This is a genomic window from Parapedobacter koreensis, assembly GCF_900109365.1.
Taxonomy (GTDB): domain Bacteria; phylum Bacteroidota; class Bacteroidia; order Sphingobacteriales; family Sphingobacteriaceae; genus Parapedobacter; species Parapedobacter koreensis.
Genome location: NZ_FNZR01000009.1, coordinates 208,635 through 226,415 on the forward strand (window position 1 = coordinate 208,635; position 17,781 = coordinate 226,415).

General features: G+C 47.1%; 16 protein-coding genes. 9 read left to right on the top strand and 7 right to left on the bottom strand.

Annotated features, from left to right (window positions below; genetic code table 11):
* Positions 1-13 precede the first annotated feature (13 nt).
* From rpiB to BMW65_RS19555, 3 genes are all read left to right on the top strand, one after another.
* Entirely contained in the window at positions 14-454 is a 441-nt protein-coding gene (gene rpiB / locus BMW65_RS19545) for a ribose 5-phosphate isomerase B (protein ID WP_090608050.1), read from the top strand.
* 75 nt (positions 455-529) lie between these two features.
* Positions 530-2,101: a M28 family peptidase gene (locus BMW65_RS19550; protein ID WP_090608053.1), complete on the top strand. Its 1,572-nt coding sequence runs from the start codon at positions 530-532 to the stop codon at positions 2,099-2,101.
* Between the two features lie 5 nt (positions 2,102-2,106).
* Entirely contained in the window at positions 2,107-3,363 is a 1,257-nt protein-coding gene (locus tag BMW65_RS19555) for a DUF819 family protein (RefSeq protein ID WP_218145468.1), read from the top strand.
* Positions 3,364-3,390: 27 nt separating this feature from the next.
* On the opposite strand, the gene BMW65_RS23950 is transcribed toward BMW65_RS19555, so the two are convergent.
* Together BMW65_RS23950 and BMW65_RS19565 are read right to left on the bottom strand one after the other, a co-directional pair.
* Positions 3,391-5,070: a TonB family protein gene (locus BMW65_RS23950; protein ID WP_143053938.1), complete on the bottom strand. Its 1,680-nt coding sequence runs from the start codon at positions 5,068-5,070 to the stop codon at positions 3,391-3,393.
* 3 nt (positions 5,071-5,073) lie between these two features.
* Positions 5,074-5,454, bottom strand: coding sequence for a BlaI/MecI/CopY family transcriptional regulator (locus BMW65_RS19565; RefSeq protein ID WP_090608168.1), 381 nt, complete (start codon positions 5,452-5,454; stop codon positions 5,074-5,076).
* Between the two features lie 180 nt (positions 5,455-5,634).
* On the opposite strand from BMW65_RS19565, the gene bshA reads away from it, so the two are divergent.
* The 6 genes from bshA (at position 5,635) to BMW65_RS19595 (ending at position 11,316) form a co-directional block, all read left to right on the top strand.
* Positions 5,635-6,774: an N-acetyl-alpha-D-glucosaminyl L-malate synthase BshA gene (bshA, locus tag BMW65_RS19570; protein WP_090608055.1), complete on the top strand. Its 1,140-nt coding sequence runs from the start codon at positions 5,635-5,637 to the stop codon at positions 6,772-6,774.
* 84 nt (positions 6,775-6,858) lie between these two features.
* On the top strand, positions 6,859-7,566 hold the full coding sequence (gene pyrH / locus BMW65_RS19575; RefSeq protein WP_090608057.1) for a UMP kinase: 708 nt from the start codon (positions 6,859-6,861) through the stop codon (positions 7,564-7,566).
* Positions 7,567-7,601: 35 nt separating this feature from the next.
* Positions 7,602-8,165 carry a ribosome recycling factor gene (gene frr / locus BMW65_RS19580; RefSeq protein ID WP_090608059.1) on the top strand — a complete coding sequence of 188 codons (564 nt, stop codon included), beginning with the start codon at positions 7,602-7,604 and terminating at the stop codon, positions 8,163-8,165.
* A gap of 251 nt (positions 8,166-8,416) precedes the next feature.
* Positions 8,417-9,103 (top strand): zinc metallopeptidase, encoded by a 687-nt coding sequence (locus tag BMW65_RS19585; protein ID WP_090608171.1) that lies wholly within the window; start codon positions 8,417-8,419, stop codon positions 9,101-9,103.
* Between the two features lie 110 nt (positions 9,104-9,213).
* Positions 9,214-10,554, top strand: a complete 1,341-nt coding sequence (gene ffh / locus BMW65_RS19590) for a signal recognition particle protein (protein ID WP_090608061.1) — start codon at positions 9,214-9,216, stop codon at positions 10,552-10,554.
* Positions 10,555-10,617: 63 nt separating this feature from the next.
* Positions 10,618-11,316, top strand: coding sequence for a hypothetical protein (locus tag BMW65_RS19595; protein ID WP_090608063.1), 699 nt, complete (start codon positions 10,618-10,620; stop codon positions 11,314-11,316).
* An 18-nt stretch (positions 11,317-11,334) separates the two neighbouring features.
* Here the strand turns inward: BMW65_RS19595 and BMW65_RS19600 are convergent, their stop codons facing one another.
* The 5 genes from BMW65_RS19600 to BMW65_RS19620 form a co-directional block, all read right to left on the bottom strand.
* On the bottom strand, positions 11,335-14,127 hold the full coding sequence (locus tag BMW65_RS19600; RefSeq protein WP_090608065.1) for a carboxypeptidase-like regulatory domain-containing protein: 2,793 nt from the start codon (positions 14,125-14,127) through the stop codon (positions 11,335-11,337).
* 82 nt (positions 14,128-14,209) lie between these two features.
* Entirely contained in the window at positions 14,210-15,283 is a 1,074-nt protein-coding gene (locus BMW65_RS19605) for a hypothetical protein (protein WP_143053940.1), read from the bottom strand.
* Positions 15,273-16,082, bottom strand: coding sequence for a fimbrial biogenesis chaperone (locus BMW65_RS19610; protein ID WP_090608069.1), 810 nt, complete (start codon positions 16,080-16,082; stop codon positions 15,273-15,275). Before BMW65_RS19610 ends, BMW65_RS19605 begins: the two co-directional genes overlap by 11 nt.
* A gap of 84 nt (positions 16,083-16,166) precedes the next feature.
* A complete protein-coding gene (locus tag BMW65_RS19615; RefSeq protein ID WP_143053941.1) occupies positions 16,167-16,787 on the bottom strand; it encodes a hypothetical protein in 621 nt (206 codons plus the stop codon).
* Between the two features lie 155 nt (positions 16,788-16,942).
* Positions 16,943-17,773 (bottom strand): AraC family transcriptional regulator, encoded by an 831-nt coding sequence (locus BMW65_RS19620; protein ID WP_177181227.1) that lies wholly within the window; start codon positions 17,771-17,773, stop codon positions 16,943-16,945.
* Positions 17,774-17,781: the final 8 nt, after the last annotated feature.

A 17,781-nucleotide genomic window follows, 5' to 3' on the forward strand; every position in this document is an offset into this window, starting at 1 on the left:
CCACATACATACCATGACAGCCAACAAAACGATTGCCATTGGCGGCGACCATGCCGGATTTGATCATAAGGGTGCGCTCATAAGCTACCTCAAAGATGCGGGGTATTCCGTCAAAGACTTCGGCACGTATACAGCCGAATCGGTTGATTACCCTGATTTTGCCCATCCCGTAGCAGCAGCGGTGGAAAGCGGCGAGTTTGATTGTGGAATATTGGTTTGTGGCAGTGCGAACGGCGTGGCCATCACAGCGAACAAACATCAAGGGATCCGGGCAGCCATTTGCTGGCTGGAAGAGCTTGCCTCCTTGGCTCGCCAACATAACGACGCCAACGTGGTATGTATCCCCGCCCGGTTTATCGACGTGGAATTGGCCAAGACTATCGTCAGCACATTTCTGGCAACCAGCTTCGAAGGCGGACGCCATGCCAATCGCGTAAACAAGATCTCGTGTTAAGTCGGGAGCCAGAAGCCCAATGCCTGGCAGCTCCTACCTGGTGACTCACCCTCAAGTTTATAAAAAAGTAGCAAAATGAAGCGATTTTTATCCTTATTTTTCCTAATCCCAGCTTTTTACGGATGCATTGTAGCGCAAGATCCGGTACGACAAAGATATGCTGCCGAAATTAACCCCGAAGCGGCCAAGGCACATCTTTCCATTTTGGCTTCGGCAGCATTTGAAGGCCGCGGTACCGGTGAGGCCGGAGGCGAACGAGCTGCGGCCTATATCGCCAGTGAATTTGAAAAGCTGGGATTGACGGCTCCTGTAAATGGCTCATATTTCCAGCCTGTAAAGCTAGTAAGGACAAGCTTTGAGGTCAAGGATTTTGCTATTGACGGTAAATCCTTTGTCAATGGTAAGGATTTTTACTTTGTAGGCAACGGGCCTGAGACCAGCGTGGACGCAAAAGAAATCGTCTTCATCGGCTATGGTATCAGCGAAGGGAAATACGACGACCTCAAAGGCATCGATATTAAAGGCAAAGTTGTCTTGCTGCTGAGTGAAGGCGAACCCAAAAACGCCCAAGGTAACTCCTTGATCACCGGCACCGATACACCATCTGAGTGGGTGACGTCACGCACCAAGCGGTTGCAGAATATCACAGCGAAAGAACCCAAGCTTATTATCGCGGTATCAAATACCATCAAAGAATCGCTCGAACGCTTTGGCGCACGGCTTGTGCAGCCCCGTATCTCGCTTGAAGAGGGTGCCAACCAGCCAGTGATCAATACCACGCCCGTGGCCAACATCAGCACAGAAATGGCTGACCTGCTTCTGAGAGGGGCAAAAATGACCATAACGGCATTGGAACAACAAATCAACAATACGCAGCAACCGCAAACGAAAACGTATAGCGGGAGATTCCATACGGCTTTTGGCACTGTCATAACGCCTTTTACTTCCCCCAATGTATTGGGCTACCTCGAAGGTACAGACCTAAAAGGTGAGCTCGTAGTCATCTCCTCCCACTACGATCATGACGGCAATCAAAACGGCACCATTTTCTTCGGTGCGGACGACAATGGCTCCGGCACAACGGGTGTATTAACACTTGCGCGCGCATATACCAAAGCTAAAGCAGAAGGCCATGGCCCCCGGCGAAGCATCCTTTTCATCACCTTTACGGCCGAAGAAAAAGGATTGTTGGGTTCAAACTATTACGCGCGAAATCCTGTTTTTCCATTGGAAAGCACGGTCGTAAACCTCAACATGGATATGATAGGCAGGATAGATGACAAACACCTGCGCGGCAACCACAACTATGTGCATGCGATTGGATCAGATAAACTCAGTTCCGAACTGAAGGCCATCAATGAAAATGCCAACGCCGAATACACGCATATGGAACTGGATTATATGTATGACGATCCGAAAGATCCCATGCGTATCTACTACCGTTCAGACCAGTACAACTTTGCCAAGCATGGTATCCCGGTGGTGTTTTATTTCAGCGGATTACACCCGGACTACCACACCCCTGCAGACACGGTAGATAAAATTGATTTTGAGATGCTGGCCAGGCGTGCCCAGCTGGTATTCTATACTGCATGGGAAGTCGCCAACCGGGATAAACGTTTGGTGGTAGATTCAAACAAAGAGTAACACCGATGATGATCGCCGTAGCCATACCATTGATTACAAACGATGCGATAGTCTTCGGTGTATTGATGGTTGTCCTCGCTGGCGTATTTTATACCTCATCGTTAAACCATTGGTTTTTTAAACGGTTGTATTCCGTATTGCCTCCCCTCTTGCTTTGTTATTTCATTCCGGGCTTATTAAACTCTATTGGCGTTATTGATGGGAAAAATTCAGCATTGTATGGCGTGAGCTCAAATTACTTATTGCCCGCTTGTTTAGTGTTATTTACGCTGAGCCTCAACCTTCCCGAATTGTGGAAACTACGCAAACACGCCGGGATAATGTTTGCAACGACGGTAGTAAGCGTGATGTTTGGTGGTGCCTTGGCCGTATATGTAGTTGGATTATTTGCGCCTGAGGTAGTGGGCGGAACAGGACCTAACGAAGTTTGGCGGGGTTTAGCCACATTAGCAGGTTCGTGGATAGGAGGTGGTGCCAACCAAGCTGCCTTATACCGGATCTTCGAGCCATCTCCCGAATTATTTTCAGCAACTATCGCCGTTGATGTATTCATTGCCTACGGTTATATGGCGCTCTTGCTTTTTGGCGCAGGTAAAGCCGAACGGATGAACAGATTCTTCCGTGCTGATAACCGTGCTGTGGAAGAATTGACAAAAAGGATGGAGGTCTATCAAAGCACAAACACCAGAACTCTTCAAATAAAGGACTTAATGATCATGTTGGGGTTGGCCTTCGGTACCACAGCCATCGCTCATTTCTTCGGCAGTTCAATCGCCAAATGGATCAATGCCCATGCCCCCTATCTTGATAAATTCAGCCTTACATCCGATTTTTTTTGGATCATTCTGATTGTCACCGTGCTTGGCATCCTGCTCTCTGCCACTAAAGCGAGGCAATTCGAAGGAGCTGGTGCCTCCAAAATAGGAACGGTATTTCTTTATGTGCTTATCGCCAGTATTGGCATGCAGATGAATATTTTCTCAATATTTGATAACCCCGGGCTATTCTTAGTCGGCATCATCTGGATGCTGTTTCATGTAGTATTCCTGGCCATTGTGGGATGGCTTATACGTGCTCCTTTTTTCTTCTTCGCGGTATCAAGCATGTCAAATATCGGTGGGGTCGCTTCAGCATCTGCTACCGCTGCAGCCTTCCATCCATCGTTAGTATCGGTGGGTGTGATCCTATCGATATGTGCCTATGCTGTCGGCACCTACGCCGGCTATTTATGTGGTATATTGATGCAATTGGTTTCACCCTAAGGGCCAGAACCGCGTAATAGCAGCATGTTACTGCTGTAGATTCAGCCGGATGGGCAAGGTGTAAGCCACTCGCACGGGCCTGCCATTCTGAATGCCCGGAGACCAATTGGCGCTCTTTTGCAATACGCGGATGGCTGCATCGCCTGTACCATAGCCTAAATCCCGAACCAACTTCAGGTCCGTAAGGCTACCGTCTTTATTGATGATGAAGGATACCTGCACCTGGCCATTCACCCCCTGATCAATGGCCTCTTGCGGATAGTCATAATTTTTCCCGATATACTCCATAAACGCCCGCAATCCACCCGGTGGCTCTGGATTAACTTCTACGGATTGAAAAAGCGCATCGGAACCTTCTTCTGCGGCGGCATCCTGTGGCGTATCTTCCACCTTAATGGTAAGGTGTTGCTGTATTTTTGGCTTTGGAATCACAACGATTTCCGGCGCTTTTTTATCTGTCTTAGCCGAACGCGGATCCACAGGTGGGGGAGGCGGGGGTTCGGCAGCGTATCCGATGATGACTAAATCTCCCAATTGCGTATGATCCGGTGACATCGGAGGAGGTGGCGAGGATAAGTCCGTCGATGCTAATCCTTGTATCTTAAAGGTGATGGTAAACATATTTTTCCCTTCGGGAGCCAGCCGCTCCACCTCTTCCTGCTGCATCACGCGCAATACCTCAGCTTCCTGACCGTGCCCCAACCTATTCAGGAACTGGATACTTTCAAAACTGTTGCCTACTTTTTCATAAGCCACGGCCAACATTCCCTGCATATTATTTGCTAGGGCATCTTTGCTATAGCTGACCTGCTGCCCAAGGGCTTTTCTAAAATCGTTCGTATCCAATCCGGTGGCTGCGGTCATTTCTGTTTCCTTGCCATTGTCTCCGCCGCTTTGGTTGCATGCTATCGAAAAAACAGCCAACCCAACTACGATGGGCAGCAGCCACACGTACCTGAATAAGCGTTGTTGAGGCGATTTATCACGCAGGAGCATGCTTATCCGGGACGTTAACAGGCGTTTGTCCGAAAATGTATTGGCCAATAGCCTGCGTTCCACTCCCATGGCATGGGATACCAACAACTCGGCATAGCCAATATCATCACCGGCAGCTGTTTTTCCATCCGCGATGTACTCGTGTTGTAATTTGATAGCACGTTCGTAACGATACACTACAGGGTTGAACCAGTTGAAAATTTTAACCAACTCTATCAGTAAAATATCTATGCTATGCCACTCGCTCACATGTACCTGTTCATGGCGGTTTATCAACTCGTGGCCGCCTAATGCACGGTCTATGCGGATGGCTCCAAAAAACGAAAAAGCTTTGCCTCGGGATCGCCCATTTAACAGGCGGAGTGTGCCGAGCAGGCGAAATGCAAACAGCAGGAACGCCACTGCGCATCCGGCTACATAGCCATAAACCAATATATATTGGCGCGTAGCGGTCGTCAGATTTACTTCCTCAGCAGCTGTATACTGAACTACCACGGTATCGTTGGCCTGTATTACAGGCAAATAAGGCCGGTATCCTGTATAAGCGTGCCATGCTGAATATTCCATAAAAGGCAAGGTATATGCCAACACCATGCCTCCAAGCAGGTAAATCCGATTCCACCGAAAGAACGTTTCTTTCCGCAGGGATAAGTAATAAAAGCCATAAAAAATGACCAGGTAAAAATTGGCCAGTAGTAAGTACATCATCATGATTTACCTCCGTTGTTTCCGTGCTTCTTCCAGTAACTTTAAGAGTTCGTCAGCATCTTTAAGATCGAGTTGCTCCTCTTCCAAAAAGAAGGATAACATATTTCTCGCCGAATTATTGAAGTAGCCGTGTAATAACTTGCCTGTAGCAAACGTGCGGTACTCTTCCTTAGATACCAAGGGATAATAGCGGTGGCTTTTACCGAAAGCCTCATGGCCAACAAACCCTTTCGTCTCTAATATCCGTACAATGGTAGATACGGTATTGTAAGCAGGCTTCGGCACGGGCAGCCGGTCAATAATGTCTTTTACAAAAGCATTTTTAAGATCCCACAATTCCTGCATAATCTGTTCCTCGGCACGTGTCAATTCTTTTAATTCTTTCATGATTTTGTCGTTGGTTAACCTCTCTTGCATGAGCTATAAGCAAATATAAAACTAACAATTTAGTTTCGCAACTAAATCCAAATTTTTTTAACGCCATCATACCAATCTTTTTACGTTCTCGTGAACATCCCTTCGGAAAATTTATCCGTATTTTGTGGTAAAGCAAATTGAAGGGAGCAAATGAAGATAGGTATTGTGTGCTATCCCACCTTTGGTGGAAGCGGTGTGGTGGCTACAGAACTCGGTAAAGCCTTGGCGGCCAGTGGCCATCAAGTCCATTTTATTACATATAGCCAGCCTGCGAGGCTGGATTTTTTCTCGGAGAACCTCTATTACCATGAGGTGACCATATCGAAGTATCCCTTGTTTGACTTTCCACCTTATGAATTGGCCCTAGCCAGTAAGCTGGTGGATGTCGTTCGGTTTGAAAAGCTTGATTTGCTTCATGTACACTATGCCATCCCCCATGCATCGGCGGCATTCATGGCGAAGCAGATTTTAGCCACTTACGGCATTCATATTCCTGTGGTGACGACATTGCACGGCACAGATATCACGCTCGTGGGCAAAGATGCCAGCTACAGTCCGGTAGTGACCTTTTCCATCAATCAATCGGACGGTGTGACCGCTGTATCCCACAATTTGAAGGAAGAAACGTTAAGCTACTTCGACGTAACGCGGGAAATCCGCGTCATCCCCAACTTTATCGATTTGGATCGCTTCAGCCTCAAACCTCGCCAGCATTTTAAACAAGCCATTGCTCCAGGAGACGAGCGCATCTTGGTACATACCTCCAATTTCCGCAAGGTAAAACGCACCACTGATGTCATCCGCATCTTTAAGAAAGTACAGGAAAAAGTACCCAGTAAGCTGCTCATGGTGGGTGACGGGCCGGAACGGACAGCTGCCGAACAACTGTCCCGTGAGCTCGGCGTGGCCAATGATATCCGTTTCTTGGGCAAGCAGGACGCCATCGAGGAAATCTTGTCGGTGTCCGACCTTTTCATCATCCCTTCAGGCTCGGAAAGTTTTGGCCTTGCGGCACTGGAAGCCATGGCTTGCAAAGTACCCGTTATCTCGTCCAACACTGGAGGGTTGCCCGAATTAAATGTGAATGGCGTAACAGGCTTCCTCAGCGACGTCGGCGACGTGGATTCCATGGCCAATAATGCTATCCATATCCTTGAAGACAACACGCGCTTGGAGCAATTCAAGGAAGCCGCCTTGGAGCGTGCCAAGGACTTTAAATTGGCCAATATCATGCCGCTATATGAGCAATATTACCAAGAAGTCATCGATAGTGTACAGCAAAATGCCTGATTGCCTGTAAAGTCAAATCCGACAGTTAAAAAAAATCTTTTATCTTTGCCGCTTGGAAAGTCCCTCTCCAAGACAGCAAGTTATATGAAATACAAACGCATCCTACTCAAACTCAGCGGAGAAGCCCTCATGGGCGATCAAAACTATGGTATTGATATCAACCGCGTAGCTCAATACGCCAAGGATATCAAAGAAATTCATGACAAAGGCATGGAAGTAGCTATCGTCATCGGAGGTGGCAACATCTACCGCGGGCTCAGCGCCGAAAAGGCCGGGATGGATCGCGTGCAGGCAGACTATATGGGCATGCTGGCGACGGTCATCAACAGCATGGCGCTGCAAGATGCGCTGGAGAAACGGGCCATTAAAACGCGTCTGCTCACAGCCATTAAAATGGAACAAATCTGCGAACCTTTCATCCGGCGCCGTGCAGTACGCCACCTTGAAAAAGGAAGGGTGGTCATCTTCGGTGCAGGTACGGGCAACCCTTATTTTACTACGGATACAGCCGCATCGCTCCGTGCCATCGAAATCAATGCCGATGTGGTGCTCAAGGGCACACGCGTAGACGGCATTTACACAGCCGACCCGCTGAAAGATCCCACGGCAACCCGCTTCGATGAAATCACATTCCAGGATGTATACAACCGTGGGCTCAATGTGATGGATATGACGGCCTTCACCCTTTGCCAGGAGAATAAGCTGCCCATTATCGTGTTTGACATGAACAAACCCGGCAACCTTGCGGCACTTGCCAATGGCGAGCCCGTTGGAACTTTAGTACGAGAATAATTATCTTTGACCAAAACCAATAAACGCGAATTACCATGGACGAATTGATATCCTTACAATTGGACGACAGTGCCGAGCAAATGAAAAAGGCCGTGGCACATACCGAATCCGAACTCACTAAGATCCGGGCAGGCAAGGCGATGCCTTCCATGCTTGACGGTATTTATGTAGACTACTATGGTGCTGCCACACCGCTCGCACAGGTGAGCAACATCAATACGCCCGATGCGCGCACATTGGTGATCCAGCCTTGGGAAAAAAACCTGTTATCTACCATCGAAAAGGCTATTCTGGATGCCAATATTGGGCTTACTCCCCAAAATGATGGGATCGTCATCCGGCTCAACATCCCACCCCTGACGGAGGAACGTCGTCGTGATTTGGTAAGGAAAGTGAAGGAAGAGGCCGAAAAAGGCCGTGTAGCAGTACGTAATCTCCGCAAGGAAGCCAACGACGGCATTAAAAAACTGAAAAGTGAAGGTGTCTCAGAAGATGAAATCAAGGCCGGAGAAGCCGAAGTACAGAAACTGACCGACAAATACATCGCCGACGTGGATAAACTCGCGGAGGCGAAGGAAAAAGATATTATGACGGTGTAGTCGTGTATCTCCAAATAAAATTCAAGAGCCACCCTAAACAAATGGGTGGTTTTTTTTGTTCACAAATCCACCCTGCAACATTGTCACCAAAGCATCAGGATAACCAGACGAATTTGCAGGGCTTCGTCTGATTTGTTATATTCGTGGAATCGGTGCAGCCACATCGTCAGTAGAAGATGCTCGGTATGCTTTTTGTAATAATCAACACGATAATTATTTAGGAAAAAACAAACAGTGAAAAATAAATTATGATGGCAGGATATTGGATTATTTTTATCGGGATCATGTTGGTCAGCATGATTGTGCAATGGCGTTTCAGAAGTAAATTCAAGCATTACTCCGAAATGCCGCTAAGTAGCGGAATGACGGGACGGGATGTCGCCGAAAAGATGTTGCATGACCATGGCATCTATGATGTACAGATTATTTCAGCACAAGGCCAGCTCAGCGACCACTATAACCCAGCGAATAAAACAGTGAATCTGAGTCCGGAAGTGTATAGTGGACGCAGCATTGCGGCCGCGGCGGTGGCCGCTCACGAATGCGGGCACGCTGTCCAACATGCCAAGGCTTATTCGTGGCTGCAATTCCGATCGGCGATGGTGCCTGCGGTAAACGTCGCTTCCAAGCTTGTAACTTGGGTATTGATGATTGGTGTGTTTATGGCCTTTTCAGGCAACCTTTGGGTATTGGCTATCGGTGTAGCGGCATTAGCCATCACAACGCTGTTCAGCTTTGTGACCCTGCCCGTGGAATTTGATGCTTCCAAGCGTGCATTAGCTTGGTTGGACAACAAGAGCATTACGCACAGCAGTGTGGAACACGACGGTGCCAAAGACGCCTTATGGTGGGCTGCTATGACATATGTAGTTGCTGCATTATCATCTTTGGTCACCCTGCTTTATTACGCCAGTATGCTGTTGGGGAGAAGAGATTAATTTTCATAGTTTAAGTTTAGGTGGGTCCGCTCCGAGCGTTTCGGGGCGGGCTTTTTTATGACAGATTTTGTACCTTTGCATTTCGTTCATCTTTTATATAGCAACTGACGATGTTTCAGAATCTACAAGATAAGTTAGACAGGGCCTTTAAAGTATTAAAAGGCCAGGGTAATATTACCGAAATCAACGTAGCGGAGACCATGAAGGAAATCCGCAAGGCGTTGCTGGATGCTGACGTGAATTACAAGACCGCCAAGGCATTCACGGACGAGGTAAAGCAGAAAGCGCTCGGCCAGAACGTGCTTACCAGCATATCGCCGGGACAGTTGCTCACCAAAATCATGAACGACGAGCTGACCACACTGATGGGCGGCTCGGCTACCGAATTGGACTTATCCAAAAACCCTACGGTCATCCTCATTGCCGGGCTCAACGGTGCGGGTAAAACCACGTTTTCGGGCAAACTGGCGAAATACCTCAAAGAGAAAAAAGGTCGGAAGCCATTACTGGTAGCCGGCGACGTATACCGCCCAGCGGCCATTGACCAATTGCAGGTACTGGGCCAACAGGTGGATGTACCAGTATATGCCGACAGGGAATCAACGGATCCGATCGGAATCGCCAAGGCCGGTGTGGCCGAAGCCAAGCAAAAGGGCTACAATTTGGTCATCGTGGACACTGCCGGACGCTTGGCTATTGATGAGGCGCTGATGAACGAAATATCAGCCGTGAAGGAAGCTACCCAGCCTCATGAGATCCTTTTTGTCGTGGATGCCATGACCGGTCAGGATGCGGTAAATACGGCTAAGGCCTTCAACGATCGACTAGATTTCACCGGAGCAGTGCTCACCAAGCTCGATGGCGATACCCGCGGCGGTGCGGCTCTCTCCATCAAATCGGTGGTCAATAAGCCCATCAAATTTATCGGTACCGGTGAGAAAATGGATGCGCTTGACGTATTTCATCCGGATCGGATGGCCTCACGTATCCTGGGAATGGGCGACGTCGTCTCCCTCGTGGAACGTGCCCAGCAACAATTTGATGAGAAGCAAGCTGCTGAACTGCACCGCAAAATCCGCAAAAACAAGTTTGATTTCAACGACTTCATCAGCCAAATCCAGCAAATCAAAAAGATGGGCAACATGAAAGACCTCATGGGCATGATTCCCGGTGTAGGTAAGGCGCTCAAAGATGTGGATATCGACGATGATGCGTTCAAACCTATTGAAGCTATCATCAACTCCATGACACCCTACGAGCGGGAAAACCCGGATATCATCGACCAGAAGCGCCGTGCGCGCATCGCTAAAGGATCAGGTACGGACTTGGTGGAAGTGAATAAACTGATGAAACAATTCAACGACATGCGCAAGGTGATGAAGCAGATGTCCAACCCCGCAGCCATGGCCCGCATGATGCGCGGCATGCCCAAAATGCCTATGGGTAGGTAAATAAATGGTACTGTTTGAAAAAAACCTCATGCGATAATCACATGCTTAGTATGGAATCGAATCATGAAAAATTTATTGTTTTTCGCTTTCTTCTTTCCTTCCATTGCTTTCAGCCAGCCTAACCAAGTATTGGAACAGGCTTATTCTTTCATTATTTCAGACGGGGAGGTTGCTAAAATTAGTCAGCGAAATGATACACTGTATCAATGGCATGGCAATATCATAGCCATCGACCCGGAATTATTAATTGCAATTGATGATGAGCCCAAGAATCGCTACCGAATCATCGCCACGACAGACGCAGACAATCTCACCTTGCTAAAGCTGGAACACCTTGATTCCATACCCTTGACAACCGATCCTTTTCCAGCGAATCGCTTCTTAATATTAGCAATAAAACATATATCCGACGATAAAATAGGTTATTTACCTATTCAGGGAAATCTCACTAAGGAAGAACTGGGGCATTACGAATTTCCGATTGAAAGTTTAGGTGACAAATTTTTTCTCACCTATTTCAGTGAACCTTACTGGCATGGGCTTGCTAAGCAACGGAAAATCACTACCAAGGAAGAAGCTCAACAAGTTTTGGACTATTTAAACAGTGAAGAAGTAAAAAAGTTAGTGCAAATTTACCGGGAAACTGACGTGCCCGATATGTACGGATCTGGCTTGTTTGCAGAACTCATAAACATAGCTTGCATAAAATTCGGCTTTAGCCCGATTGGGGCTAACAAAGTCCTACAAGAATTTATACAGTGATATATACTGAGCAGTTGATCAAGGCGACGAAAACCGCTTGACTTCGACTTTCTTCTCCTCCACTTTCAGGATGAACAGTGGCCCTGAATTAATTTCTCCGGCCTTTACCTCAGCCTGTTGAACAGGCAATTCAGCAGACACATACTGGGGCATTTTATTGTCCAGCATGCTGAACTCATAGCTCCCAGCAGGCAAAAATAACACATAATTCCCCTGGCTATCCGTCACCGCGCGGGTGGTTTGGCCCGTTGCCGTATTTTTTGCGGTAATAGTAAATCCACCGAGCACCGTATTTGCCTCGTAGCTGATACGCTCATCAAATACATATTTTACGTGCCCCGTCACTGTGCCCGCTTGTTGTAATGCAAGGGTGGCACTGACCTGCCTGGCCGAAAGCTGCAGGGAAGTCACCGGGGCATACCATCCGTGTTGTACAGGGACACTAACGTGCTGTGCCCCGTAAGGGACACGATCATAAGCAATCCGTCCGTTATTGCCTGTGATAAAGATGGTATTATTTATCAATACCGTCACATTCTGGGCAGGAACGTCTCCCTCATTATAGCGCCCATCGGTGTCGTTATCGTAATAAACAAAGATACTGATATTACCCCGTTTCTGTCCTTCACGGCCACGATTTTCTGGCAGCGCCTGCTGGATGCCCAATTGGAAGTTTGTGTTGAAAAAACCAGGATAATAAGCGGTGCTGTATCGGTACACCTGGCCCACCAGGAAGAATGCCGTTTTGTTGTTTACCGCATATTGTACCCTCCCGTTGCCTGTCCAGTTTTCGCCGGAGAAGCTATCTTTATAATAGCTCAATCCGGCTTCCGCCTGGATTCGTTTTCGCATCAAATCTTTACGCACAGCCGCTGACGCGCCGACACGATAAGCGTTTGAGCGACCAAAATACCAGTTGTTGGCCGCTTCGATTAATGAAAAATTACCACGCTGAATATTAGCATTGGCATGAAACCACGCGTAGTTATAAGATAAATTGGCCCGCATTTGCCAACGGTAGCCCTCAATCCATGCAGACTGCATCATTCCGCTTTCCATCGTAAGGTATGCGGCGTGCTGATAATGGCGGCTTCTCCAATTGAGTGTACCATTGAGACGGTAAGATCGGGCATACAATAATGGCGTATTGGCAAGGGTACCAAAAGCGTACGCACCTTTTTCAAATTCATGAAACGGAGTTACTGAAAGGCTCAAAAAATCCGTAAGCGGAAAGGAAGCCCCTGCTTCTACCCGGGATACCAGAACGTTGGTGCGATAACGCGGTTGTACTTCAAAATACTTCGGCGTATACCGGTAAAGGCTGTACCCTATCCATGCATTTGCACGGTTTATCCGACGGCTCACCCGCTGATTGAGTTGCAGGGCACCCCTGCGGATCCCCGGATAGTAACCGGTGCTATAGTAGTTGACGCTGTTTAACGTATAACCAGCGATATTGGCATTCAGTTGAAGCCCCGATGCCAATGCGGGTTGATACGTATCGACAGGCCCACCGCTGCGATACAAAGGCCATATTATCGCAGGCCCGAGATCGGCAATCAACTGTATTTTGTCTTTAAGCCCTTGGCCGACCAGATCAAATGAGTTCATATAGAGTATACTCTCGCTATTTTCTGCAGGCAGGCGCTCATAGATAGCTGTGCCGGTATATCGCTTTCGTTCAGGTATACCCTCTCCGAGCCGTGTGCGGAAATAGGCCGTAAATCCATTTCCAAAATCCGTTCGGTAGTCGGATCCCAACAGGTCAAAAGTGCGATCTACCACACCGACTTCGATGTATTTGGATTTCAGCGAATCGGCAACGTAAACTTTAATACCCCTTCCGTTGACATATGTTTCGAGATTTTCTGCTATATTGCCAATTGTGATTCCCTTATTTTTATATTCATAATTAATCCATGTGTTGTTCAGAACCGGCCGATTTCCCCACCCTCCCCACTGGTAAGCAAACGTACTGAAATCAAGCTTTCCCCTTGTAAGCTGATAACTTCCGCTGCCGTTTAGCTGCCAGGATTGATTGTCCTGAAAAAGATTGCGGGCCATGAAGACAATCCGGTTGGGCTGATAGACCGACCTATTTGCCGATCGATTCGGATCTTTATACTGCCTATGTGAGGAAGCATTCTGCACATATATGGATGCATTGCCAAATAACTCCCCATCACTATACATGCCTGCTACGTTTACGGTGAAACGTTCAAGGCTTATCATCGTCCGATCAATGATATAGCCAAAAACCACTGTCGTATCATCCGCGGCCATCAATTTCAATTGGCGCTCGGCAAAACGCCGCCCACCATACTGATCAGGCATGGATACGATTACCTTAACTTGTTCTGGTTGATTCCCAGCATTACGGAGCGTTAAATGGATGACCAGTGAGTCGCCTTGACGATGCATGAGTTCATTCGGATTCAGCGCCTGCAACAACACTGCTCTTTTGGGTTGGATTTCCAGTGTGGTCTGTGCGCTGGCCAACACGCTGTTGTCTAGCCCAATCCACCGAATGGTGATCGTATGGCGGCCAGCAGCAGCATCTGCGCCTACTTGAAACTTGACAGGCAAAAATTGTTTTCCCTTAGGCGCTATGGTGACGTTGGGGGACAGATTGCCCAAAATCACTATTGATGATGGAACCGAGATTTCCAACCTCCCCTTTACGGTGTCTGTAGTCACGTTGGATAGGCCTCCCGTCAATCCGACAATATCCCCATTTTCCGCGGGCAGCAACGAGTCTATCACCAATGCGTAATCATTTTGGCGAGCCGGCACTACCGATTGCTGTGCCACTGCCGGTCTTGTAGATCCGGCCCAACTTATTGTCAAACAAGCCATACCATGATGTAACCATTACCCCGCATGCTTATCGGCTTTATTGAGGCACTAATTGATACAGCAATGTCGTGGCATATACTCCTGAGCGGGCATTTAACAGCCGCTCATCATTACCTGCCGTCCGGTAAGTAATGTTAAAGAATTGCGGTCCTTCACGTTTGTCAGCTGTCGTAAACAGTGGTTGATAATTATTTGACAGGGCAATCTCCTCATAATTGCCATTCGGCACCGAAGTACTGCCGGGCTGAAGCCGGACGTAGATTACCGAAACCGGCATCGTAGCCTGCCCGTCTGAAACGGCGGTCATTGCCGACGCTATGGCCTTCACAGTGATGGTATACCCTGTATTGGCATTGATTTTAAGCGCATCTATATAGGTCGCTGTGACTCCCTCAACATAGTTATTTATGTTACCAAATTCCAGGCGGCTGTCGTGCGCATCCCCAAGTATTTCGATACTATAAGCTGGTTCTGCAGGTGGGGTACCCGAAAGGGACTGGTTTACCTGGATACTGTACTGCACATCTTGATACCCCAAAACCACCCCTTTATGGTCATACAGCGTGAAGGTCACCGGCACGGTGTACACGATAATCTGATACGGCATCCGGTTTTTGAATTGATCAAGATAAGTTCCGCCAACGACCTGCATGCTAAAATAAAGATGAAACTGCATGCTTCCACCATACTGGCTTTGGTAAGCAATTGGCGCTTTGGATTTGGGAATAATTATCGTCTCACCGATGGCATTAAATGGGATAAAGGACGTACTGACACCGATTTCGGCCAATGTAGGCGGATTGCCGTCATCGTGTGTAAACCGGAAACGGATTCGATCCGCGGGGAAGGGCAACCCCGACATATTTTCACCGGACATCGGCCGGATAGGGCCATTTATACGCGCGCTAATAGACCAATTTTCCTCGTTGATCTGCTGGCCGGCATATTGGATGTGAAATTGATGGCTTCCTTCCGGTGTCATATAGCCCGAGTACTCCGTAATATTGAAATAACCGCCACTGTATACATTGAACCGCAATTGAGCATTTGCGGTATTCGCCGACTGAAAAAACACCATCAGCACCATCCAGACTAATGGACTAAATTTCATGGGAAAATTCAAGCTCTGCAATTTTTACCGTGTTTGCATCACCATAATTGATGATAGCCGTCGCGATGTAATGCCCCACTTCCAAATCGGCAGGCAACTCCAAATAGTGTTGCCGTTTGTCTCCCGGCATCGAATAAAACAGCACATCTGGCAATATCCGCTTAGTTCCCGTAGATTGGTTAAGCAACTCCAGACTAATTCGACCGTCTCCCCAAACATCTCCAATATTATCAAAATGCAGTACCAGACTGGCCGCTTCTTTCTTCTCATACCTGAAATTGGTGATCTCCAGCACCGGGTTATATTTGCCCGGCTGTCGTTGATATAATTTGATACCTGTCCGCACCGCTATCCGGATATTCGCACCTTCGTGGTCAACCCCTTCCCGCGGATTGAGTTGGGTCACATACAGGACAGCCGTATGCACTGGTACGGCGACATCTTGATTAGCCGCAGGCACAGTCATTTGTACATCGATTTCTTTGCTTTCACCGGGTGCCAAAGAAAAATATGCTTCCGGTACGGTAAGCCACGCTGCGCAGGATGTCGGTAGCTTGCCCGGTTCATACATCACATTATTGCCATAGGAATCGTATTCCCAATCTTCAAATGTCACAGCCAGATCCAATGTGTAGTCCTTGCTGGGATTTGCCACCAGCACTTTTTCCGTTTGGCTTTGCCCTGGTCCGATGACATAATAAACGCGTGGCGGACTGATAGAAATCCCTGTTTGACCTTCAGCCAACAGGTACCATGAGTTTGTAGTAAAAATGAGTATAAGATACCGTATTTTGTTCATAGCACATCATGTTTTTCAGGTAGCAAAGGGGTTGCATCCTTGATCAGATACAACCCCAAAGATTCTCAGATATCTCAGCAGGCACTATTCGCTGACTATTGTATATACAACGTTTACTGTGTATTTTGTTTGTTGCCCGTTGAATAATTTGTTCATATATGCGTTATCCCCAGCGGCTTTGTACTCTACGTCATAGGCCTTATCCACAACATTTGCATTTTCACTGTGATGAAACAATTCAGCGCCATTTGTTCCGCCATTGATATCATTGATTTTCCGTGAATATGCATAGACACCGGATTGGGCTAAGCCTGTTATCGTGACCGTACTACCGTCAATCGTATTTTGGTTGCCATTCTCACCAAGCAAATTTGGCGTTGACGATTTAACAAAGAGCTTGTATCCTCCGCCGATATTTGTGACATGCAGATGGCCACCGGTCGTCGTATAACTTACACCATTTTCGTAGTCGTTTGCCGTTTCGTATACCAAATTGATTTGGTCATGGCTCACTGTCAATGTTCTTACCGGTTTCAATATTACATTCAATGCAACTTGAGCGGGGCTACCATCACCTACTGGGCCTATCTGGTTGCCTGATGCACCTGTTGTCTGTGCATCCGCTGTGCTGACGAGCAGGCCTGCTGCCACCAACATTGTACTTATTAATACCGTTCTTCCTTTCTTTTTAATTACGCTTTCCATTTTAATTAACATTTTTTTATCCTTCAAACTATTGTTATTTCTTACTATGAAATTAACAATACAAAGGTAGGAGTGTCGTACCATCTAAAAAATATCAAAAAGCGCACTTAAAATATATGTTGCGACATTTATGTAGGAAAAATCCGACAACGGCGTCAGTAGTGGCTCAGTTTTCGAAACTCCGTGGGCCTCATGCCTTCATGATTGAGGAAAAACGTACTGAAATTTTGTTCTCCGCTGAAGCCGAGTTGCAGGCTTATTTCCTTGACGGTTAATGGAGAATGGATAAGCTGCCATTTGGCCTCACGCATGACATGTGCAATTATCAAGTCCTTCGCTCCCATACCGATTACATGTTCAACGGCATGGTGCAGCCGACGTTCAGTGATGTTCATTTTATCAGCATAGAAGTGAACCGATTTTTCGGCAGTAAAATGTTTGGAAATAAGCAATTTATATTGTGTTACCAGAAAATTATCCTGTCCTTCCTTAAAATCAACGATGTTAATGGATTTAAAATACATAGAACCCAATATCAAAATCTGTTCTACCAAATTGTGGGCAAGATCTTTTCGCAGTCCGGCAAAGTTGTTTCGTGCGGCGTACAAAAGAAAAACAATAACCTTACTATACTGCAATCCTTCCTCCGGTAGTTCACCGTAATAAGCCTGATCGAAATCATGGAATAGATGCAAATGCTGGAGAAAAAAAGTATCCCGTTGTGACCGATTATAGAACTTTTCTGAAAACAGGAGCACATAAGTTCCTATAGTCAATCGCTTGTCAAAACAGGAAAGCCGGTCGGGCCCAACATATAATAAGGTATGTGGTGGCAAATCGATTTCTTTTCCACCAACGTGGTGTTTAGCACCCCCAGGGCCTGAAAGAATGACCATATAAATATTTTGCCGTGATGGCTCATACATGGTAGGAAGATGTTGATATAATTTTTCTACTTGATAGATTCCAAAGTCAATTTCTGCCATATTGTTTG